Here is a 20,130-nt window from a genome sequence, read left to right as displayed (position 1 = left end):
CGAGTCGGCTTCAGGCGTCGACTGGTCAGGTGCGGCGCTACTCACCGTGATCGTCGACGGCATCTCGGCGTCTCGTCGCATCTATTGAGCCACCCCAGGCGCGAGCTGGCGCGACCACCTTCAAGACGTACGACTCCCCGACCGCCCAGGTCGCGGAGTTCATCCCGCCTTCGAGCCGGGTGACGGGCTCGTCCTCGACCCCCCAATAGGCGAGCAGATCCCTCATCGCGGGACGAGACTCAGCAAAGTCGCGCCGGACTCCAGCGGCGTGCGCGCCACCGTCTCCAGGTCGAGCCGGACACCGTCCAGCAGCCGCGGCCCGTGGCCGGCGACGACCGGATGCACCACGAATTCGTACGCGTCGATCAACCCCGCCGCGGCCAGTACGCGTGGCACCGTCACGCCACCAGTGAGCAACTCGCCATCGGTCGACTCCTTGAGCTCGCGTACGCCCTGCACCAGGTCGCCGCGCAGCAACGTCGAGTTCCAGCCCACCGACTCCAACGTGGACGAAACCACGTGCTTGGGCAGCTCGTTGATCACCTTCACAAACGGGTCGTCGTACTCCTCCGGGGATGACCGCCGCCACGCCGACTCCATCATCTGGTAGGTCACCCGCCCGAAGAGCAGCGCGTCCGCGCGGCCCAGCGAATCGGCGGCGACGTCATGCATCTCCTGGGTGCCTTCGAGCGCGGCATGGTCGACACAGCCGTCGAGCGTGACGTTGATCTGATAGCGCAGTCGGCCCATCACGCCACGCTAGCGCCCTTGGCGCTGCAAGGCGGTGGGGAAGTGTGGTGGATCTGGTGCACCAGACGCACCAAAACCACCACAGTCCCGCCGCCGGATCGTCGACGTGCAACGATCGCGGATGTGGCAGATCCCGTGAACCCGCCCGGCGTACGACTTGGTGCCGCCCCCGCGATCCGGGTGGCCAACAAGGCGCTGATCATCCGCGACGACCACCTGCTCGTGACGGTCAATGAGGCCGACGGCACCTCCTTCTTCATGTGCCCCGGTGGTGGGCAGGAGCACGGCGAGGATTCGGTCGCGGGGCTGCGCCGCGAGTGTCGCGAAGAGATCGGCTGCGACGTGGTCGTCGGCGACTTCGCCTTCCTGCGCGACTACGTCGCAGGCGATCACGAGTTCGCTGCCCTCGACGGGTGGTTCCACCAGCGCGAAGCGTTCTTCTTCTGCACGCTGGCCGCGGGGGAGGAGCCCGGACTGGCGACTGTGCCCGATGCCTGGCAGACCGGCGTCACCTGGCTGCCGCTCGCCGACCTGACTGATCAGCCGTTGTGGCCCAAGGTGGTCGCACGCTGGCTGGCGATGCCGCCCGGCGTACGTCCGGGGTATGTCGGCAACACCAACTGACCCGAAGAACTGCGGCCTCGGGGCGGGTCCGAGCGCCGAAGATCACCCCTCCGGCCGCAGTTCTTGCGAGGGAGGGCAAGCTCAGCGGCCCCGCCGCCCACGCGGCTTCAGGCGTACGCCCGGCAACTCCGGCGCCGGGATGCGTGCACGCTCACCGACATAGCCGGACACCGACCCGAACCGGTCCGACGAGGCCTCCCAGTCGGCACGAGCCGCGGCCACGTCCTCATGGGTACGCCCGACAAAGTTCCACCACATCACGATCTCTTCGTCGAACGGCGGCCCGCCGAGCAGGATGATCCGCGCGCCCGAGGGTCCGGCGGTCAAGGCCAGGGACGACGTGCCTGCGTCGACGCAGCCCAGCGCGCCGACTTCGAGAGCGACTCCGGACACCGACACCGACCCGGTGTCCAGCAGCACGCCATGCTCGAACGAGGAGTCCACCGGCACCTCCAACACCGCTGAAGGTTCCAACACCAACTCGGCGCCCAATAGTGGGGTGTGAGTCGTCACCGGCGAGGAGGAACCTAGGAGCGATCCCAGGAAGACTCGCATCGTCGCGCCGGGAACTTGCACCGACGGTGCCGCGTAGTGGTCGAACGCCCGCGGCGCGTCGAGTGCGCTTGACGGCAACGCCACCCACAACTGCACGCCGTGCAACGTGGAGGTCGACGGGGTCGAGACCTCCGAGTGGCAGATCCCCGAGCCGCCCGTCATCAGGTTGACCTCGCCGGGGCGCACCATTTCGTGTACGCCCCCGGAGTCCCGGTGCTCGATCTCGCCCTCGAAGAGCCACGACACGGTCTGGAGCCCGGTGTGCGGGTGGGGTGCGACATCCATCGGCGGGCTGTCCACCCCGACTCGAGCCGGACCGTAGTGGTCGACGAAGCACCACGCCCCGATGAAGGAGCGGTCGCGGTGGGGGAGCGTACGCCGGACGGTCAGCGCCCGCAGTCCGCCCAACGGCACCTCGCGCGGAGCCAACACCTGCACCTCGGTCATCTGCTCTCCTCCAGGATCAGCCGCGCAGCAACTGCGCGAACGGCGCAACCCCGGCGGGCAGCCCTGCGACCTCATCTTGCCTGCTCGCGACCGGCCGGCGCTCGATCATCGCCCCCAACTCCGCGGCAGCGCGCGCGATCCGGGTCTGGAGATCGCTCACTCCGGCGCCCCCGAAGTCCTGGGTCGCGGCGAAGACGGCCGTACGTACGGTCTGCGCACCCAGGTAGTTGAACAGCGGGCGCAGTGCGTGTTCCAGCATCAGCGAGTGCCGTTCGGTGCCGCCGGTCGCGGCCAGCAAGACCGGGGTGTCGCGCAGCGCGTCGGGCTCCAGCACGTCGAAGAACATCTTGAACAGGCCGGCGTACGACGCGGCGAAGGTCGGCGTCACCACGATCAGACCGTCGGCAGCAGCCACCGCGTCGAGTGCCTCTTTCAACGCGCCGGTGGGGAAGCCGGTCAGCAGCGTGTCGGCCAGGGCGTGGGCGTGTTCGCGGACCTCGATGTGCGTCACGTGCGGCGACCCGCCCAGGGCGGCGACCGCCTGTTGGGTCAGGTCGTCGGCGAGCATCTTGGTGGTGGAGGGCGAGCGCAGGCCCGCGCTCACCACGACGAGTGAGCGGGTCATGCTGCGCCTCCCGTGTTGCGTGGTTTCGAGACGTTCGCTGTCGCGAACTCCTCAACCACCGGTGTCGCGGTCGACGCCGGTGCGAAGCCTTGGTTCTCGTCCTCGGCGCGGGTGCCGGTCCACCGATCGACCTGCGGTTGTGCACCCGAAGCAGCGGCCCCATCCGGTGGTTGAGGAGCCGACGAAGTCGGCGTCTCGAAACCACCACGCAGCCTCGCCAGCAGCGAGTCGTGCGTGGGCGCGTCGGGCACGTGCGCCGGCTTCAGCGTCGCGAACTCCTTGCGCAGCACGGGTACGACCTCCTCGCCGAGCAGGTCCAGTTGCTTGAGCACGGTGGCCAGCGGCAACCCCGCATGGTCGATCAGGAAGAGCTGGCGCTGATAGTCGCCGACGTACTCCCGGAAACCGAGCGTCTTCTCGATGACCTCCTGCGGCGAGCCCACCGTCAGCGGCGTCTCGCGGGTGAAGTCCTCCATGGACGGGCCGCCGCCGTAGACGGGCGCCCGGTTGAAGTACGGCCGGAACTCGCGTACGGCGTCTTGGCTGTTGCGCGCCAGATAGACCTGACCGCCGAGTCCGACGATCGCCTGGTCGGCGGTGCCGTGGCCGTAGTGCTCGAAGCGCTGGCGATACAACTGCACCATCTGCTGGGTGTGCGAAGCGGGCCAGAAGATGTGGTTGGCGAAGAAGCCGTCGCCGTAGAAGGCCGCCTGCTCGGCGATCTCGGGCGTACGTATCGAGCCGTGCCACACGAAGGGCGCGACGCCGTCGAGGGGGCGGGGCACGGAGGTGTAGTTGTGCAGCGGAGTGCGGAACTTGCCCTCAAAGTTGACGACGTCCTCGCGCCAGAGCCGGTGCAGCAGCGCGTAGTTCTCCACCGCGAGCTCGAGGCCCTGGCGGATGTCCTTGCCGAACCACGGATAGACCGGGCCGGTGTTGCCGCGACCGAGCATCAGGTCCATCCGGCCGTCGGAGAGGTGTTGGAGGTACGCATAGTCCTCCGCCAGGCGGACCGGGTCGTTGGTGGTGATCAGCGTGGTGGCGGTGGTGAGGATCAGCCGCTTGGTCTGCGCGGCGATGTGCGCCAGCAGCACGGTCGGGTTCGCGGGTGCGGCGAACGGCGGGTTGTGGTGCTCCCCGGTGGCGAAGACGTCGAGTCCGACTTCCTCGGCCTTCTTGGCGATCGCGACGGTGGCCTTGATCCGCTCGTACTCGGTGGGGGTCTGACCGGTCATCGGGTCCGTGGTGACGTCTCCGACGGTGAAGATGCCGAACTGCATTGCTCACTCCCTGGTTGCGTGCCGTACTATGAACTCTGTTGCCGCTATCAACAACATAGTGGCTCAGTTATTCCAAGCACGAATCGAGGAGTGCGGTGCCCAAGTCGGTCGAGCAAAGTCGAGGCCCAGTCTGCTCACCCATCGAGAACGCCCTGGGTGTCTTGGGGCGAGCCTGGGCGGGTGCGGTCATCGAGGCGATGCTTGGAGGCGCTGAACGCTTCTCCGAGATCTCGCGAGCGGTGCCGGGCGTGACCGATGCGGTCCTGTCCGCTCGGCTCAAGGAACTGTGCGAGCGCGGCATCGCCGAGCGCGTCGTCGACCCGGGCCCGCCGGTGTCGGTGCGCTATCTGCTGACTGATGTGGGTCGTGACGTACGCCCGGTGCTCGAGGCGCTGACGGCATTCGGCCAACGCCATCACGAGGCGCTGATCTGAGGTCTAGGTTGAGCCCATGATGAGACTCAACCCCTACCTCTCGTTCGTCGACAACGCCCGCGAGGCGATGGAGTTCTATCAGTCCGTCCTCGGGGGCGAGCTCAACGTCATGCGCTTCGGCGACATGGGCGCCGACGGTCCGGAGAAGGACCTGGTGATGCACTCGCAGTTGCTCACCGACGAGGGCTTCTGCCTGATGGGGGCCGACACCCCGCCGGGGATGGAGTACGCCAAGCCTGCGGGGATCACGATCTCGATCTCAGGAGACGACGCCGAGACGATGCGCGGCTATTTCCGCCGCGCTCGCCGAAGGCGGCACCGTGTCGATGCCGCTGGAGAAGCAGGTGTGGGGCGACGAGTTCGGCGCCCTGGTGGACCGCTTCGGGATCGACTGGCTGGTCAACATTGCCGGCTCGCGCTAGCGGGTGCCGGGCGGCAAACCGCCGCGATCAGTTGCGTACGAACTGGACCTTCCACGCCTCCGGGCCGCGCTCCACATAGGACACCTCGAAGGCGCCGCCATAACGCTGCTCGGCCTGCGCGAGCAGCGGCAGCGGGTCGTGAGGGGCGATGAGTACGAGCCCGTGGCCCAGCGCGATCGAGTCGAGTGCGCCGAAGATCGTGGCATGTCGGATCGCATGCGGGATGATGCGCGCATCGAGTTCGGGGAAGCCGGCCGGGTCGGACTCGCCGCAGGCACAGGTGTGACCCTCGGCGTGGTGGTCGTCGGTCGGCTGGTCGGCGAGGGGCAGGTAGTCCATCAGGTGCTTCTTTCGGCTTGGGAGACTTGGCTTAATAAACTACCCTAAGCCCCGTGGAAAAAACTGTGCCGGTCACGGCCGCTCAAGTCGGGGTGCTCGAGGTCATCGAGGCCGCTGACGGGCCGATCTCGCTTGCGATGCTGGAGAGCGAGACGGGGCTGCACGCGAACACGCTGCGCGGCCATCTCGCCGCGCTGGTCTCGGCCGGCAAGGTCGCGCGGGTGCCGCTCCACAACGGGCGGCGCGGTCGGCCGGCCTGGGCCTACATCCCGACCCTGACCGACTACCAGTCGCTCGCGCTCGCGCTCGCCGACGGTCTGTCCAACTTCACCGACGACGGCCCGGTGGAGGCGGCCGTACGCGGTGGTCGTGCCTGGGGGGGACGCGTCGTGGCCGAGTTGGGCAAGCAGGCCGCGAAGGAGCCCTCCGCGCGCGTCTTCGCCGCGCTCGCGCGCGCCGGCTTCAGCCCCGACTGGATCGACGAGCCCACGACCATCAGGCTCGCCAACTGCCCGCTGCTCGACGCAGCCCGATCACATCAAGATGTCGTCTGTGGTGCGCACCTCGGCATGATTCAAGGCGTGCTGGGCGCCAACGGTGCCACCCTCGAACCGTTCGTGGAGGGCGGCGGCTGCCGCGTGCGGCTGACATGACCGCAGCGCCACGTACGGCGTACGTGCTGCCGGCCGGGCTCGCCCTCCTGGTGGGAATCGACGCCGGACTGACCCTCCTGCGGGTCTGGTCGCCGATCCATTCGGGGCGCCTCGGCGAGGCGCACGGCGTCTTGATGGTGCTCGGCTTCATCGGCACCCTGATCGCCCTGGAGCGCGCCGTCGCACTGGGCCAGCGAGCCGGTTATCTCGTCCCCGCGCTGTTCGGGTTGGGTGCGCTCGGCCTGATCGCGGGGTTCGCTCCCGCAGCGGGAGTCCTGGTCGCCGGTGCGCTCGGACTCTGCCTGCTCTACGTCCCGCTGTGGCGTCGCCAGCGCGACGACGCCGTGCTGGTCAGCGCCCTGGGGGCGGTGCTGGTGGCGGGTGGCACCGTGTTGTGGAGTCGTGGCGCCGATCTGGCGCTCGTCGTGCCGTGGTTGGCAGGCTTCGTGATCCTCACCATCGCGGGCGAACGACTGGAGTTGGCGCGCCTGGCGATGCCCGCCCAGGCCTCCCGGTCGTTGCTCGCGACCGCGACGTTGATCTGCCTGTCCGCGGCGGCTGCGACGCTGTGGCCCGCTGTCGGCTTCCCGCTGCTGGGCGCAGCACTGCTGCTGCTGACCTGGTGGCTGTGGTCGTACGACGTCGCGCGCCGCACCGTGCGCGGCACCGGGCTGCCGCGCTATATCGCGGTCTGCATGCTGGCCGGTCAGGCCTGGCTGCTCGTGGCGGGGCTGATCTGGCTGGTGGCTGGAAGTGCGCTGGCCGCCGGTGAGGGCCGGGCGTACGACGCGGTGGTGCATGCGGTATTCCTCGGCTTCGCCCTGTCGATGATCATGGCGCACGCCCCGACGATCCTTCCCGCCGTGAGCCGGGTGGCGCTGCCTTATCGCCCCGTTCTCTACCTGCCCTGGGCGGTGTTGCAGCTTTCGTTGATCGTGCGGCTGTGGGGTGGGGACTGGCTCGGTTCGGTGCCCGCACGCGAGATCGGCGGAGCGGGCAACGCGGTCGCGCTGCTCCTCTTCGTGCTCACCGTGCTCGGGCTCGTCCTGGCGCCAGCACCCCGCGTACGCCAGGAGGCCTTGCGATGACCACGATCGACTCGCGCCCGGCGGCCTCGTCGACCCGCGGCTTCTGGCCGATGCGCGACCTCCCGGTCGTCGGCTGGCTGGTCGCGGTGCTGGTGGTCTCGCTGGTGCACCCCTTCATCTCCGCCCCGCGCTGGCTGATGATCCACCTACTCGTGCTGGGTGCCGCGGGGCACGCGATCTTGGTGTGGAGCCGCTACTTCGCCGACACCCTGCTGCGGATCCCGGCGACGCCGCGGCGCGAACAGAGTGCCCGGCTGGCGCTGTTCAACGTCGGCGTACTCGTCGTCACCATGGGCGTGCCGTCGCGGATCTGGCCGCTGACCGTGGCGGGTGCGGCACTGGTCATCGCTGCAGTGGTGTGGCATGTCTGGGCGCTCGTCGGCGGGCTTGGCCCGACCAAGTCGCGCTTTGCGTCGACGTTGCACTTCTATCTCGCGGCGGGTTCGCTGCTGCCTGTCGGCGCCGTGCTCGGCGTCTGGCTGGCACGTGATCTGTCGGATCCGCTCGACACGCGGGTGCGGATCGCGCATGTCGGCGTCAACCTGCTCGGCTGGATCGGCCTCACGGTGCTGGGCACCCTGGTCACGTTGTGGCCGACCATGCTGCGTACGCGGATCGTCGAAGGCGCCGAGGTCTGGTCGCGCCGCGCCCTGCCGGCGCTGCTCGGCGGCATCACGCTGGTCCTGCTCGCGTCCTGGACCGACCGGCCATGGGTGGTCGCGGTCGGGCTGGTGACCTATCTCGGCGGCGTGGCGATGCTCGCGGTCTTCTTCGTGCTCACCGCGCGGGTGAAGCCGCCGCGCGAGTTCCCGACCTGGTCGGTCGGCGCCGGTGTCGCCTGGCTGGTCGGCGGCTTGTCGTGGGCGCTGGTGCTGATCGCGCGTACGCCCAGCTGGCACGGCATCTCCGACGCGCTCGACGCGGTCACGCCCTACCTGGCCGCGGGATTCATCGCCCAGGTGTTGCTCGGGGCGTTGTCCTACCTGGTGCCGGTGGTGCTGGGCGGTGGTCCCGCGGCCGTACGCGCGGCCAACCGCTCACTCGACGCCGCGAGTGCGTTGCGGGTGACGCTGGCCAACCTGGGCCTGGTGGTCTGCGCGCTGCCGGTGCCCAGTGTCGTACGCGTGATCGCCTCGACGCTGGTGCTCGGCGCGCTGGCGTCGTTCGTACCTCTGCTGCTGCGCAGCGTTCGACTGCGCCATCGTGGGGAGACAGCACTCGTCGAGGCCAGACCCGCGGGGCAGCACACCGGGCTTGCGGCCGTCGGGCTCGCGCTGATGCTCGGCGCGGTCGCGATCGGCGGTGCGGTCGATCCGGCCTCGCTGGGTGGGCCGCCGGACTCGGCCGCGGCAGGTGTGGCTGCGACCGGCCAGACCGTACGCGTACGTGTCGAGGCCGCCGACATGCGTTTCACCCCCGACAAGATCGAGGTCGATGCGGGCGATCACCTGATCATCACCCTGGTCAACACCGACGACACCGACGTGCACGACCTGGTGCTGGAGACCGGTCACGACTCCGGCCGACTCGCGCCAGGAGAGTCGGCCGTGGTCGACGTCGGCGTGGTCGGTCGAGACGTGGACGGCTGGTGCTCGGTGATCGGGCACAAGCAGATGGGCATGGTGATGTCGATCGTGGCGCGCGGTGGTGCTGCTGCGCCAGCTGCCTCGGACCCTCCCGCCGCTACCGCAGATTCGGCTCACTCCTCCCACGGTGAGTCGCACTCCGGCTCCGATGCCGGTCCTGGCCCCGATGCTCGCCTGATCGATCCCGCCTTGCCCCCCGCGGCGCAGTCACGGGTGCATCGCGTCACCTTCCGAGTCACCGAGCAGGAGCAGGAGGTGGCGCCGGGCGTACGCCAGACCTTGTGGACCTACAACGGCACCGCACCCGGCCCCACCCTGCGTGGCCGAGTGGGCGACCGCTTCGTGATCACTCTGGTCAACGACGGCAAGATCGGTCACTCGGTCGATTTCCACGCGGGCGTACGCGCGCCGGACAAGGTGATGCGTACGATCCCGCCCGGCGAATCCCTGGTGTATCGCTTCACGGCGCGGCGCGCGGGCATCTGGATGTATCACTGCTCCTCGATGCCGATGTCGGCGCACATCGCCAACGGGCTCTTCGGTGCCGTGGTCATCGACCCACCCGACCTGCCGGAGGTGGATCACGAGTTCGTGATGGTGCAGTCCGAGCAGTTCTTCGGCCCCGAGGATGGCTCCGGCAATGCAGGTGAGGTCGACATGGACAAACTGATGGCCGAGCGCCCCGACAAGGTGTCCTTCAACGGGTATCCGAACCAGTACGACCACGACCCACTCGTCGTCTCGCCCGGTGACCGGGTGCGTTTCTGGATCCTCGACGCGGGGCCGAATCGGGCGTCGTCGTTCCACGTGGTCGGTGGTCAGTTCGATCGGGTGTGGACCGAAGGGTCCTGGACTCTCGGGTCGGCCTCCGCGCCCGCGCGCTCGACCGGCGCCCAGGTGCTTCCTCTGTTGCCTGCCCAGGGTGGCTTCGTGGAACTCACCCTCACCGAACGCGGCGACTACCCCTTCGTCAGCCACGTGATGATCGATGCCGAACGGGGTGCCCACGGCATCCTCCGCGTCCGTTGAGTTGGGCCACCCTGGGCGTTGAGTTGGGCCACCCTGGTCGTTGAGTTGTGAAATCGGCCGTTATCACCCGCACCCGTGACAATGGCGGGGTGAGTGCGAACAGCGACGTCCCCAGGATCGACCCAGAGGATCTGGCGACGACCCTGCGAGTGCTCAAACAACTGCCCGAGTTGCCGCCCGATCACCCGGATATTCGTACGGTCAAGCGTGCGGCGTCGTTCATGTACAAGCTGATCAAGAAGGCCCGCCGCGCCGAGATCCGGGCCGAGCGATTCCAACACGACCAGCGCATCATCGAGCTCACCGCGACCGGGAGTCCCGTACGCATCGACGACGAGACAGCCGGGATTCCGCTGGTCTCCACCGCGCCCGGAGCCTTTGCGGGCGAACTGATCACCGCACGCGGCTGCTATATCTGCAAGAACGACTTCACGCTGGTGGACGCGTTCTATCACTGGCTCTGCCCGAGTTGTGCGGCGATGAGTCACGCCAAACGCGACCAACGTACGGATCTCACCGGCAGGCGCGCACTGCTGACGGGCGGGCGGGCCAAGATCGGGATGTACATCGCGCTGCGACTGCTGCGCGACGGTGCGCATCTGACGATCACGACGCGGTTCCCGAAGGATGCCGTACGCCGGTTCACCGACCTGGAGGACTCGGGCGACTGGCTGCACCGGCTCAAGATCGTCGGCATCGATCTTCGCGACCCCACCCAGGTCATCTCGCTGGCCGACGATGTTGCGGCAGCGGGTCCGCTGGACATCTTGATCAACAACGCCTGCCAGACCGTACGCCGTACGCCCGGCGCGTACGCCCCGCTGGTCGAGGGTGAATCCGCGCCGCTGCCGACTGATCGCACTTTGCCCGAGATGGTCACGTTCGACCGGATCTCAGATGCGCACCCGGCCGCGATCGCGGGGGCTTTGCGCGACGAGGCAGTCGCGCATCACGAGGGTGAGTCGGATGCGGCGGCGTTGGCGGCGCACAACGCGGCGTCGTTGACAGCGCTTGCGTTGAAAGCGGGCAACGCGTCACTTGACGCGCATCTGGCAGGTACGGCGATCGATGCGGGTGGGCTGCTGCCCGACGTACAACTCAACAACTCCTGGACCCAGACGGTCGGCGAAGTCGATCCGCTGGAGTTGCTCGAGGTGCAGTTGTGCAACTCGATCGCGCCGTTCCTGCTGGTGTCGCGGCTGCGGCCGGCGATGGCGGCGGCGACGCGTGGTGTCGGCTCGGAGCCGGGGGTGCGGCGCGCGTACGTCGTGAACGTCTCGGCGATGGAGGGGCAGTTCTCGCGCCGCTATAAGGGCGCCGGGCACCCGCACACCAATATGGCCAAGGCGGCGCTGAACATGCTGACGCGCACCTCAGCCAAGGAGATGTTCGAGACCGACCGCATCCTGATGACAGCGGTGGACACCGGGTGGATCACCGACGAGCGGCCGCATCACGAAAAGCTGCGGATCGCCGCCGAGGGCTGGCATGCGCCGCTGGATCTGGTGGATGGTGCCGCTCGGGTGTACGACCCGATCGTCCAAGGCGAGAACGGCGTCGATCTGTATGGCTGCTTCGTGAAGGACTACGAACCCTCCCCCTGGTGAGTCAGCACAAATCCCCGCCGAGTCAGCACATCTTCCCGCCGAGTCAGCAGAAGGTGACAGGCTCAGCGGCATGACTGACCTCGAAAAACCCGAAGAGTTCTACGCCCGCGTGCTCGCAGCAACCGACGCCGAGCGGCGGCTCCCCGTGGCCCTGGAGGAAATGCCGGGGTGGGACATCTTCCCGTTCGAAACCGAAGGTCTGCGGATCAAGCCGCTCGCTGCGCTCGCCAACGCGGAAACGCCTCGTCGAGGCGAGGACCCGGCCGAGTGCTGGTGTTCGCGGCCGCCGAGCGAGAAGCGCGAGGGATCGTACGCGTGGAGCAACGAACGCTGGGTGCTCAACACCTGGCTGGAAGGCAAACTGCCCGTCGCGCTGAACCTGGACCCGCGTACGCATCACGACCTCGCCGACCTGCCTGATGAACTCGCCTCCGAGTTCGGCCGCCTCATCGTCGCGATCGCAGCGGCGGTGGAGGAACTGCCGAGCGTCGGGCGCGTACATCTGGCCCGTTATGGCGACGGCAGCGCGCACCTGCACCAGTTCTTTTTCGGGCGACCGGCCCGGATCCTGCAGTTCCGCGGCTCGACACTGATCGACTGGGAGGAGAACCTGCCGACCGTGCCCGAGGGCGTACTCAAAGCGAACGCCGGTCACGTCGGACGCCGGCTGGTCGAGAAGTTCGGCGGCGACGGCCCGGCGTGGGAGCGGAGTTCATGACCCCTCGGCCAGAGTTCATGACCCCTCGGCTTAGGCGGGCTTGACCGGGAACTCCTTGCGCGCCGCCTCGGCGATCTTGCGCATCATGAAGCCGTCGATACCGCCGCCGACCACACCGCCGAGGACGGGTACGCCACGGCCGAATCGCGAGAACAGCTTCTCGCCCACACCGCGCAGCAGCCGGAAGCCGACCGCTTTGTTGATCATCAACATCGCCGAAGGAGGCAGGTTCTTCAACGCCAGCGTCGTGAGCCGCCCGGCACCGGTCGCGACACCCGCCTTCTTCAGTACGTCGTCGGCCTTCGAGCCGATCAGGGTGAGCAGGATGGCCGTACGGATCTCGGGCCGGGTCACGTCATAGCCGCGCAGGTGCGCGATCGCGCCGACCATCCGGGTGGCCTGGACATAGAACTCCAACACGTTGACCGGGATCGCGACCGGCATCGTCACGAAGCCGCCGACACCAGTGGCGAAACCACCGACCGCGCCGCCGATCAGATGCTTGCGTACGACCGCATCGATCGCGTCGTTGGTCGACTTGTGCTTGCTGCGTGCTTCCTCGGCGATCTGAACCGCGGAGTCGAGCGGACCGGCGCCGTCGAGGCCGAAGTTCAAGATCTTCGTGACGAGCCCGTTGATGGCCCCATCGTCTGCGGTGCCGTCCTCGGCCGCCTCCAGCGCCGAGCGCGTCGCGCGTACGTCCTCTTTCTTGGGGCGGATCAGATCGAGCAAGCCCATGTGGTCTCCTCAGGAGTACGACCGGCCGCGACTCGGCCGGGCCGGTTCTGTCTACCCGCACCGGCGTAGGAGCGAAACAGCCCAAAGGGAGGTGCGCATTCCCGCTGTCGTGTGGTTTCGAGACGGGCTTCGCCCTCCTCAACCACCGGGAACGGGCTTCGCCCTCCTCAACCGCCGGGGGACGGGCTTCGCCCTCCTCAACCACCGGGGGGCGGGCTTCGCCCTCCTCAACCACCGAGGGCGGGCTTCGCCCTCCTCAACCACCGGGGGGCGGGCTTCGCCCTCCTCAACCACCGGGGAGGCGGAATGGATCGGCCCGCTCACTCGTTGCACCCGCGAGCACCGAACACGGGGTTCATCAAGAAGGACCGGAGCGCGCGACCCGCGCTCCCACTCCCCGAAGGGGTAATGACATGACGATCACCGAGACTCTGAAGAAGAAGATCGACGAACTCGAGATCGAGAAGCACGTGCAGACCTTCGCGGCCGAGGCCGAGAAGTTGGTCCACCGCGGCCTCGCAGCTGCCGGTGACCTCGCGCACGAGCGCGGCGCCGAGATCGAGGGCTTCCTCGACAAGGCGACGGCGAAGGTCGATGAGCGTACGGACGGCAAGTACGCCGACCAGGTCGGCAAGGTGGCCGGCCAGCTCAAGACCGGTGTCTCGCGCCTGGCCCAGCGCCGCAACGGTGCGGAGACGGACGTGTGATCGTCACACGAGACTGAAGAGACGGGCCGAGATCGGCCCAGCAGCAACACAGGACCCGGCCCGGGGAGACCCGGCCGGGTCCGCTGCATTTGCCCAGGCACGCCCAACTCAACACCCAGGCACGGCCAACTCAACCTCAGGAATCAGGTCCGCGCTGGCGGCTGCGGTCGGGGGCGAAGCCGTGTTCAATCCCCCAGAGGACGGCATTCGTACGTGAGGTGACGCCCATCTTGCGGTAGGCGCTGCGGATGTAGGACTTCACCGAGTTGATCGACAGCGATGCCTGGCTGGCGATGTCGCTGTTGGACAGGCCCTGGGTGATCAGGGCGATCACTTCCGACTCACGCGCGGTCAATCCCTCTTCGCGCCCGGGCCAGTCGCCACCGATCGTGCCGCGCTTGGCAGCCTTGTCGGTGACCACCTGTTCGCCGTCGTGGACCGTACGCAGCGCGACGACGAGTTCGTTGGCCGGCAGCGTCTTGGAGACGAAACCGTGGACGCCGCGGTCGAGTGCCTGGCGCGCCACGCCCGGGCTGATGTTCCAGGCGTACACGACCACCTTGTTGACGACCGGGTTCGCGAGCAGGTCGTCGATGTCGGCGCCGTCGCCTGCGCTCTGGGCGAAGACGTCATACAAGGCGATGTCGACGCGGGAGACGACCTCGGTGTTGGCATTGAGTTCGACGATCTCGAACTCGCCCGGATATTGCCGCAGCATCGCCGAGAGTCCCTCGACCACGACCTCGTAGTCGTTCACCAGTGCGAGACGGATAGGCATACTTCGACCATCGCCCGGCGTCGGTGTGCTGTCTACCTCCGGAGGGGTGATTGAGAGCCCCACCGCTCACGAGGCGGCACGGGTGGCGACGAACGCCTCCACGCACCGGCGTACGTCTGCCTCGCTGTGCGCCGCGGACAATTGCACGCGGATGCGCGCCTCGCCACGCGGCACGACCGGGAAGGAGAACGCGATCACATAGACCCTTTGGGCGAGCATCGCGTCCGCAACGTCGGCAGCCTGGCGAGCGCCGTCATCACCGCGGAACATGATCGGGGTGATCGGGTGCTCCCCGGCCAGCACCTCGAAGCCGGCCTCGGTCATCAGCGAGCGGAAGAGAGCGGTGTTGGCGCGCAACGTCGTACGCGCCTCGTCCGAAGAGGCCGCGATCTCCAGCGCCCGCAGCGACCCGGCAGCCACAGAGGGCGCCACCGCGTTGGAGAAGAGGTAGGGACGCGCACGCTGGCGCAGCAACTCGACGACCTCGGCGTGGGCGGCCACGAAACCACCCGAGGCGCCGCCCAGCGCCTTGCCGAGGGTCCCGGTGACGATGTCGACGCGATCCTGGACGCCGAAATGCTCAGGAGTTCCCCGCCCGCCAGGCCCGACGAAGCCGGTCGCATGTGAGTCGTCGACCAGCACCAGCGCGTCGTACTTCTCTGCCAGGTCGCAGATCCGGCCCAGGGGCGCGAGGTAGCCGTCCATCGAGAAGACGCCGTCGGTGACGATGACACGCGTACGCGCCCCCGACGCCTCGACCAGGCGCGCCTCCAACTCGCCCATGTCGGCATTGGCATAGCGATAGCGCGCGGCCTTCGACAGCCGGATGCCGTCGATCAGCGAGGCGTGATTCAGCGCGTCGGAGATGATCGCGTCCTCTTCGCCGAACAGTGTCTCGAAGACGCCGCCGTTGGCGTCGAAGCACGAGGAGAAGAGGATCGCGTCATCGGTGCCGAGGAAGTCGGCGATCGCGCCTTCGAGGTCCTTGTGCAGCGTCTGGGTGCCGCAGATGAAACGTACGCTCGCCATCCCGAATCCCCAGTCGTCCAACGCGGCGCGTGCTGCCGCCAGCACCTCGGGGTGATCGGCGAGGCCGAGGTAGTTGTTCGCGCAGAAGTTCAACGCCTCACCCGACTGCGTCGCGATGTGCGCGCTCTGCGGGGTGGTCAGTTGCCGTTCGCGTTTGGTCAGTCCGGCCGCGTCGATCTCCGAAAGAGTCGTACGCAGGCGGGCGCGCAGGTCGCCGTACATCACACAGTCTCCTAGCTCCAGTCCAACAGCACCTTGCCGCACTCCCCGGTGCGGATGGCGGCGAAGGCGTCTTCGAAGTCCTCTGCGGCGAATCTATGCGTCACCACCGACGTCACGGCTTCACGCAGGGCGGGTGAGGTCTGCAGCATCGCGCTCATCGCATACCAGGTGTCGTACATCTCGCGGCCGTAGATGCCTTTGATCGTGAGCATGTGGGTGATCACCTTGGCCCACTCGATCTCGTACGCCGCGGACGGCAGACCGAGCATCGCGATCCGCCCGCCGTGGTTCATCGTGTCGACGAGTTGTCGTACGGCGGCCGGTGCGCCCGACATCTCCAGCCCGATGTCGAAGCCCTCTCTCATGCCGAGATCTGCCATGGCCGCGCGAAGGTCGGATCGACTCGGGTCGATCGCCAGATCCGCGCCGGCGCGGCGCGCCAGGTCGAGACGAGCTGGCGAGAGGTCGGTCGCCACGATGAAGCGGGCCCCGACGTGGCGCGCGATCGCCACACTCATCACGCCGATCGGCCCCGCGCCGGTGACGATCACGTCCTCCCCGGCCAAGGGGAACGACAACGCGGTGTGGGTGGCGTTGCCGAGCGGGTCGAAGAGGGCGCCGAGGTCGGGGTCGAGATCGTCGGGCTGAACCCACACGTTCGATGCCGGGATCACGATGTAGTCCGCGAAGGCGCCGTCACGATTCACCCCGATGCCGATCGTGTTGATGCACAGGTGACGCCGGCCCGCACGACAGTTGCGGCAGGTGCCACACACGAGATGCCCCTCGCCTGAAACCCGCTGGCCGGGCTCGACGTTGGTCACGCCGGCGCCGACCTCGGCGACCTCGCCGAAGAACTCGTGGCCGGTGATCATGGGAGGTCGTACGACGGACGCAGCCCAGTCGTCCCAGTCGTACAAGTGGAGGTCGGTGCCGCACAGGCCCGCGCGCTGCACGCGGATCTTGACCTCGTCGGGCCCGAAGGTTGGTTCGGGGACGTCGGTCAGCGTGAGTCCGGGGCCAGCAGCGGTCTTCACCAGGGCGCGCACCCCGTGACTCTATGGTGTCCACACCACCGCGCGATGCGCCGCAGGAATTGGTTCGCGACCGTTCGCGTGTTTTTTGCCGACGGTGGCTTTCGTTCCGCCGGTCCGTGTCCTCTAATAACTACGTAGGTATATTCTTGCCTGCGCGTTCGGAACTTTAGTATTGCCTGGGGGAATCGTGCCTGAGACGCAGAATGCCGCGCCCACGCGACGCCGACTTGCCACCGGCGCGGCCTGGACGGTGCCGGCCGTAGTGGTGGCGACGGCCGCTCCCGCATATGCGGCGTCGAAATGCACCCAAGCGGGCTGGACCGGCAACACGTGGGACATGGTGTTCCGGCACCACTGGACTTGCACTTCGACCAACTGCCAATTGACGTTGCAGGTCTGCAACGTCAACACCTGTGGCAAGGGCACAGCGATCCCGATCGGAACCCAGTTCACGGTGTCGCTGAAGAACAACGCCGCGACGAGCGACTCGATCCAGAAGGCTAGCGGAGGCTCGGGCTACTACTCCATCCTGGCGGGGAGCACCGGTCCTGGTGACGGCACCACGGCGACGCTCGCCGCAGGCGGCACCTGGAACTACACGGTCAGGTTGACCTCCGCCATCGCGGCTGGTGGTTGCATCCAGTTTGCGTGGAACAACCTGAACCCCAAAGCAAGTTTCACGCTGTCGGCCTCGCTGTCCGGCTCGACCGACGGCGATTGGTCCAACAGCAGTGCCTGCACGAAGACCTTCGTGGTGAACTCCTCCTCGAACCTCGGCATGGCTCTCTGCTGATCAGCTGACCTGGCATCCTTGCCGCGTGCGTCTCACCCTCGTCCGGCACGGCCGGACTGCTTCCAACACCGTCCTGGCTCTCGACACCGCCATCCCTGGCGCGTCACTGGACGAGATCGGTCAGGCGCAGGCAGTTGCGGTTGCGCCCGCGTTGGCTCGGCTGGAGCCGGATTCACTGTGGGCCTCGACGCTCGTACGCACTCAGCAGACCGCGGCGCCGCTGGCGCGGCTGACCGGCCTGGAACCGCAACTCCGCGACGGAATCCGGGAGATCGACGCCGGCGACCTGGAGATGGTCAACGAGCACAAGGCGCTCGAGGCGTACTTCGACCAGATGCTTGCGTGGGCTCTCGACGACCTCGATCATCGCCTCCCCGGTGGCATCAGCGGGCACGAGTTCTTGGAACGCTTCGACTCGGTGGTGCACGAGATTGCCGCGAGTTCGCAACGCGCGGTGCTCTTCTCGCACGGTGCAGCGATCCGTACCTGGGTCTCGATCCGGGTCACCGACCCGCTGGGGGAGCGATTCGCCGGTCACCCCAAACTCGACAACACCGCGCACATCACGATCGAGGGCGAGCCCTCGGCGGGCTGGGAGCTGGTCGACTGGGTCGATGCCGCACAGATAGCGGCTCCATAACAATCGACGTGGCGCCGTTGCGCGCCCTGGGCAGCAGGTCCCTAGGGTGGCGGGCGTGACCGACGCCCTCTCGCACGATGCCGGAGGCATCGGCGTCCGGTGTGATGGCGTCGTCCATCTCTACCGCACCTTCGAAGGCCACGATGTGGTGGCGCTGCGCGGCGTGGATCTCGCGATCGAAGCCGGGCAGCGCGTGGCGTTCCTGGGGCCGTCAGGGTCGGGCAAGTCGACGTTGCTCACGCTGCTCGGCGGCATCCAGAAGCCGAGCGCCGGGCGGATCTGGCTCGGCGACGACGAGATCTCGAGGATGCCGGAGCGCAGCCTGGCGAAGGTACGCGCCCAACGCGTAAGCACGATGCTGCAGGGCGCGACGCGCAACCTGTTGTCGTACGCCACCGCCCGGCAGAACGTCGCGTTCTCCCGGATGGGGATGGCGCCGGGCGTACGCAAGGACGCCGAGTCGGCCGAGTCCCTCCTCGAACGCGTCGGTCTTGCCGACCAGATCGATCAGGTCGTCTCGACGATGTCGGGAGGGCAACGACAACGGCTGGCGCTTGCGTGCGCGGTGGCGACGGGGCCGTCGTTGTTGCTCGCCGATGAGCCGACCTCGCAGTTGTCGCACGAGGACCGCGATCACGTGCTCGACCTGATCCATTCCCTCGGCGACGAACTCGGCACCACGATCCTGGTCGTCACCCACCAGCCCGAGGTGGCCGCGACGTTCCCGCGCACCATCACCATGAAGGGCGGTCGGGTTGGCTCGGAGGGCCGCGACGGGTCCGAATACGTCGTGATCGGCGCCGAGGGTGTGCTGCATCTGCCGGCGCACTTCGCCGAAGAGTGGCCGCAGGGCACACTCGTACGCATCGAGCCCGAGGAGCAGGCGCGACTGGTCGTGTCGCGCCCGTCGGAGGGCGACCGGTGAGCGATCTGGAGGTCCGCGACCTCACCTATGTCGTCGGCCGTCCCTTGTTGGACGACGTCTCCTTGACGTTCCGCGCGGGCGAGGTCACGGCGCTGTCAGGGCCCAGCGGCTCGGGCAAGACGACGCTGCTGTCGGTCGCGGGCGGGCTGCTGGAGCCGACGTCGGGGACTACGTCGTACGCCGGGGAATCCATGTGGCGCGGGACGGGCGACCCGCGTCCCGAGGTGGCATTCGTACTCCAGGTCTATGGGCTCGTCCCGATCCTGTCGGCGCGCGAGAACGTGTCGGTCGCGTTGCGGGCCCGCGGTGTCGCACCGGCCGAGGCCGACCAGGCAGCCGATGCCGCGCTGGCCCGTTTTCACATCGCCGACCTTGGTGACCGTCAGGTCGAGGAACTCTCCGGTGGACAGATGCAGCGGGTCGCGTGCGCGCGCGGGTTCGTCGTACGCGCCGACATCCTGCTGGCCGACGAACCCACCAGCGAACTCGACGAAGGCAACCGCGCCCTGGTGCTGACCGAGTTGCGGCGAGAGGCCGAGCGAGGTGCGGTCGTGGTGGTCGCGACCCACGACCCGGCGGTGGTCGAGGCGTGTGATCGGCACTATGCGCTGGACGAGGGCGTGCTGGTGGCACCGGTGGTTGAGGAGCCGCGGGGCGGCGTCTCGAAACCACCTGGCGGGCGGGTTGTTCCGGTGGTTGAGGAGCCGCGCGGCGGGCGGGTTGTTCCGGTGGTTGAGGAGCCGCGCAGCGGCGTCTCGAAACCATCTGGAGAGCAACAGCCGGGTCGCCACCGCGCGGACGATGGTTTCGAGACGAGCCCGTCAGGCTCTCCTCAACCCAAGGGTTTCGAGACGAGCCCGTCAGGCTCTCCTCAACCACCGGGGGAGCCGGCGAGCGCTCGACCACCGGACCAGCGCTCGCCGTTCGCCCGACCCGAGCCGGCGCCGGATCCGGGCGACTCGTGAAGGAGCGGCTCGGACGCGCGCTCCGGGGCTGGCGGACCCGCCGGGGGACACTCGCGGTCCTCATCGCGCTCACGGCCGTGGTCACGGCAGGTACGGTCGCAGCACTCCGCTTCGCCCAAGCCTCCGGCGCCTCTTGGGG

At 68.1% G+C, this 20,130-nt stretch carries 22 protein-coding genes and 1 pseudogene; 13 read left to right on the top strand and 10 right to left on the bottom strand.

Features of this window, described 5'->3' with window-relative positions; genetic code table 11:
• Window positions 1-37 precede the first annotated feature (37 nt).
• Window positions 38-226 (bottom strand): hypothetical protein, encoded by a 189-nt coding sequence (locus tag V9G04_17250; protein ID MEI2714982.1) that lies wholly within the window; start codon window positions 224-226, stop codon window positions 38-40.
• Window positions 223-750: a dihydrofolate reductase family protein gene (locus V9G04_17245; GenBank protein MEI2714981.1), complete on the bottom strand. Its 528-nt coding sequence runs from the start codon at window positions 748-750 to the stop codon at window positions 223-225. The genes V9G04_17250 and V9G04_17245 overlap by 4 nt, the downstream gene beginning before the upstream one ends.
• A gap of 123 nt (window positions 751-873) precedes the next feature.
• On the opposite strand from V9G04_17245, the gene V9G04_17240 reads away from it, so the two are divergent.
• Window positions 874-1,374, top strand: coding sequence for an NUDIX domain-containing protein (locus V9G04_17240; GenBank protein MEI2714980.1), 501 nt, complete (start codon window positions 874-876; stop codon window positions 1,372-1,374).
• An 81-nt stretch (window positions 1,375-1,455) separates the two neighbouring features.
• On the opposite strand, the gene V9G04_17235 is transcribed toward V9G04_17240, so the two are convergent.
• From V9G04_17235 to V9G04_17225, 3 genes are read right to left on the bottom strand one after another with little or no spacing between them, the layout of a single operon-like run.
• The gene (locus V9G04_17235; GenBank protein MEI2714979.1) at window positions 1,456-2,376 is read right to left on the bottom strand and encodes a pirin family protein; all 921 of its coding nucleotides are present in this window, start codon (window positions 2,374-2,376) and stop codon (window positions 1,456-1,458) included.
• A 16-nt stretch (window positions 2,377-2,392) separates the two neighbouring features.
• Window positions 2,393-3,001, bottom strand: a complete 609-nt coding sequence (locus V9G04_17230) for an FMN reductase (protein ID MEI2714978.1) — start codon at window positions 2,999-3,001, stop codon at window positions 2,393-2,395.
• Window positions 2,998-4,281: an LLM class flavin-dependent oxidoreductase gene (locus V9G04_17225; protein MEI2714977.1), complete on the bottom strand. Its 1,284-nt coding sequence runs from the start codon at window positions 4,279-4,281 to the stop codon at window positions 2,998-3,000. The genes V9G04_17230 and V9G04_17225 overlap by 4 nt, the downstream gene beginning before the upstream one ends.
• Window positions 4,282-4,376: 95 nt before the next feature.
• Here V9G04_17225 and V9G04_17220 point away from each other — a divergent pair, with 95 nt between their 5' ends.
• Both V9G04_17220 and V9G04_17215 read left to right on the top strand, forming a co-directional pair.
• A complete protein-coding gene (locus V9G04_17220) occupies window positions 4,377-4,715 on the top strand; it encodes a helix-turn-helix domain-containing protein (protein MEI2714976.1) in 339 nt (112 codons plus the stop codon).
• Window positions 4,716-4,731: 16 nt separating this feature from the next.
• Window positions 4,732-4,983, top strand: a pseudogene (locus V9G04_17215) (VOC family protein).
• 181 nt (window positions 4,984-5,164) lie between these two features.
• On the opposite strand, the gene V9G04_17210 reads toward V9G04_17215, so the two are convergent.
• Entirely contained in the window at window positions 5,165-5,476 is a 312-nt protein-coding gene (locus V9G04_17210; GenBank protein MEI2714975.1) for a DUF2249 domain-containing protein, read from the bottom strand.
• 53 nt (window positions 5,477-5,529) lie between these two features.
• Between V9G04_17210 and V9G04_17205 the strand changes: the two genes are divergently transcribed.
• From V9G04_17205 to V9G04_17185, 5 genes are all read left to right on the top strand, one after another.
• Entirely contained in the window at window positions 5,530-6,129 is a 600-nt protein-coding gene (locus tag V9G04_17205; GenBank protein MEI2714974.1) for a hypothetical protein, read from the top strand.
• Entirely contained in the window at window positions 6,126-7,217 is a 1,092-nt protein-coding gene (locus V9G04_17200) for a hypothetical protein (GenBank protein ID MEI2714973.1), read from the top strand. Before V9G04_17205 ends, V9G04_17200 begins: the two co-directional genes overlap by 4 nt.
• Window positions 7,214-9,832 (top strand): multicopper oxidase domain-containing protein, encoded by a 2,619-nt coding sequence (locus V9G04_17195; GenBank protein ID MEI2714972.1) that lies wholly within the window; start codon window positions 7,214-7,216, stop codon window positions 9,830-9,832. Before V9G04_17200 ends, V9G04_17195 begins: the two co-directional genes overlap by 4 nt.
• A gap of 89 nt (window positions 9,833-9,921) precedes the next feature.
• Window positions 9,922-11,439 (top strand): SDR family NAD(P)-dependent oxidoreductase, encoded by a 1,518-nt coding sequence (locus V9G04_17190; GenBank protein MEI2714971.1) that lies wholly within the window; start codon window positions 9,922-9,924, stop codon window positions 11,437-11,439.
• A gap of 70 nt (window positions 11,440-11,509) precedes the next feature.
• Window positions 11,510-12,157, top strand: coding sequence for a hypothetical protein (locus tag V9G04_17185; protein ID MEI2714970.1), 648 nt, complete (start codon window positions 11,510-11,512; stop codon window positions 12,155-12,157).
• A 30-nt stretch (window positions 12,158-12,187) separates the two neighbouring features.
• On the opposite strand, the gene V9G04_17180 is transcribed toward V9G04_17185, so the two are convergent.
• On the bottom strand, window positions 12,188-12,895 hold the full coding sequence (locus tag V9G04_17180; GenBank protein MEI2714969.1) for an EcsC family protein: 708 nt from the start codon (window positions 12,893-12,895) through the stop codon (window positions 12,188-12,190).
• Between the two features lie 413 nt (window positions 12,896-13,308).
• Between V9G04_17180 and V9G04_17175 the strand changes: the two genes are divergently transcribed.
• Window positions 13,309-13,602 carry an antitoxin gene (locus V9G04_17175; protein MEI2714968.1) on the top strand — a complete coding sequence of 98 codons (294 nt, stop codon included), beginning with the start codon at window positions 13,309-13,311 and terminating at the stop codon, window positions 13,600-13,602.
• 136 nt (window positions 13,603-13,738) lie between these two features.
• Here the strand turns inward: V9G04_17175 and V9G04_17170 are convergent, their stop codons facing one another.
• The 3 genes from V9G04_17170 to tdh all read right to left on the bottom strand — a co-directional run bounded on the left by V9G04_17170 (window position 13,739) and on the right by tdh (window position 16,680).
• Window positions 13,739-14,380 carry a response regulator transcription factor gene (locus V9G04_17170; protein ID MEI2714967.1) on the bottom strand — a complete coding sequence of 214 codons (642 nt, stop codon included), beginning with the start codon at window positions 14,378-14,380 and terminating at the stop codon, window positions 13,739-13,741.
• A gap of 66 nt (window positions 14,381-14,446) precedes the next feature.
• The gene (locus V9G04_17165; protein ID MEI2714966.1) at window positions 14,447-15,631 is read right to left on the bottom strand and encodes a glycine C-acetyltransferase; all 1,185 of its coding nucleotides are present in this window, start codon (window positions 15,629-15,631) and stop codon (window positions 14,447-14,449) included.
• 11 nt (window positions 15,632-15,642) lie between these two features.
• Complete coding sequence (gene tdh / locus V9G04_17160) at window positions 15,643-16,680, bottom strand: L-threonine 3-dehydrogenase (protein ID MEI2714965.1); 1,038 nt, start codon at window positions 16,678-16,680, stop codon at window positions 15,643-15,645.
• A 175-nt stretch (window positions 16,681-16,855) separates the two neighbouring features.
• Between tdh and V9G04_17155 the strand changes: the two genes are divergently transcribed.
• Genes V9G04_17155 through V9G04_17140 form a run of 4 tightly spaced genes read left to right on the top strand, consistent with a single transcriptional unit; the run spans window position 16,856 to window position 19,991 of the window.
• The gene (locus tag V9G04_17155; protein MEI2714964.1) at window positions 16,856-17,461 is read left to right on the top strand and encodes a hypothetical protein; all 606 of its coding nucleotides are present in this window, start codon (window positions 16,856-16,858) and stop codon (window positions 17,459-17,461) included.
• 25 nt (window positions 17,462-17,486) lie between these two features.
• A complete protein-coding gene (locus V9G04_17150; GenBank protein ID MEI2714963.1) occupies window positions 17,487-18,101 on the top strand; it encodes a histidine phosphatase family protein in 615 nt (204 codons plus the stop codon).
• A 55-nt stretch (window positions 18,102-18,156) separates the two neighbouring features.
• Window positions 18,157-19,026 carry an ATP-binding cassette domain-containing protein gene (locus V9G04_17145; GenBank protein MEI2714962.1) on the top strand — a complete coding sequence of 290 codons (870 nt, stop codon included), beginning with the start codon at window positions 18,157-18,159 and terminating at the stop codon, window positions 19,024-19,026.
• Entirely contained in the window at window positions 19,023-19,991 is a 969-nt protein-coding gene (locus V9G04_17140) for an ATP-binding cassette domain-containing protein (GenBank protein MEI2714961.1), read from the top strand. Before V9G04_17145 ends, V9G04_17140 begins: the two co-directional genes overlap by 4 nt.
• The last annotated feature ends 139 nt before the right edge of the window (window positions 19,992-20,130 follow it).

The organism is Nocardioides sp. (assembly GCA_037045645.1).
Taxonomy (GTDB): Bacteria; Actinomycetota; Actinomycetes; order Propionibacteriales; family Nocardioidaceae; genus Nocardioides.
The sequence above is the reverse complement of the archived record's forward strand: the minus strand, read 5'-3'. Positions and strand labels throughout refer to the sequence as shown.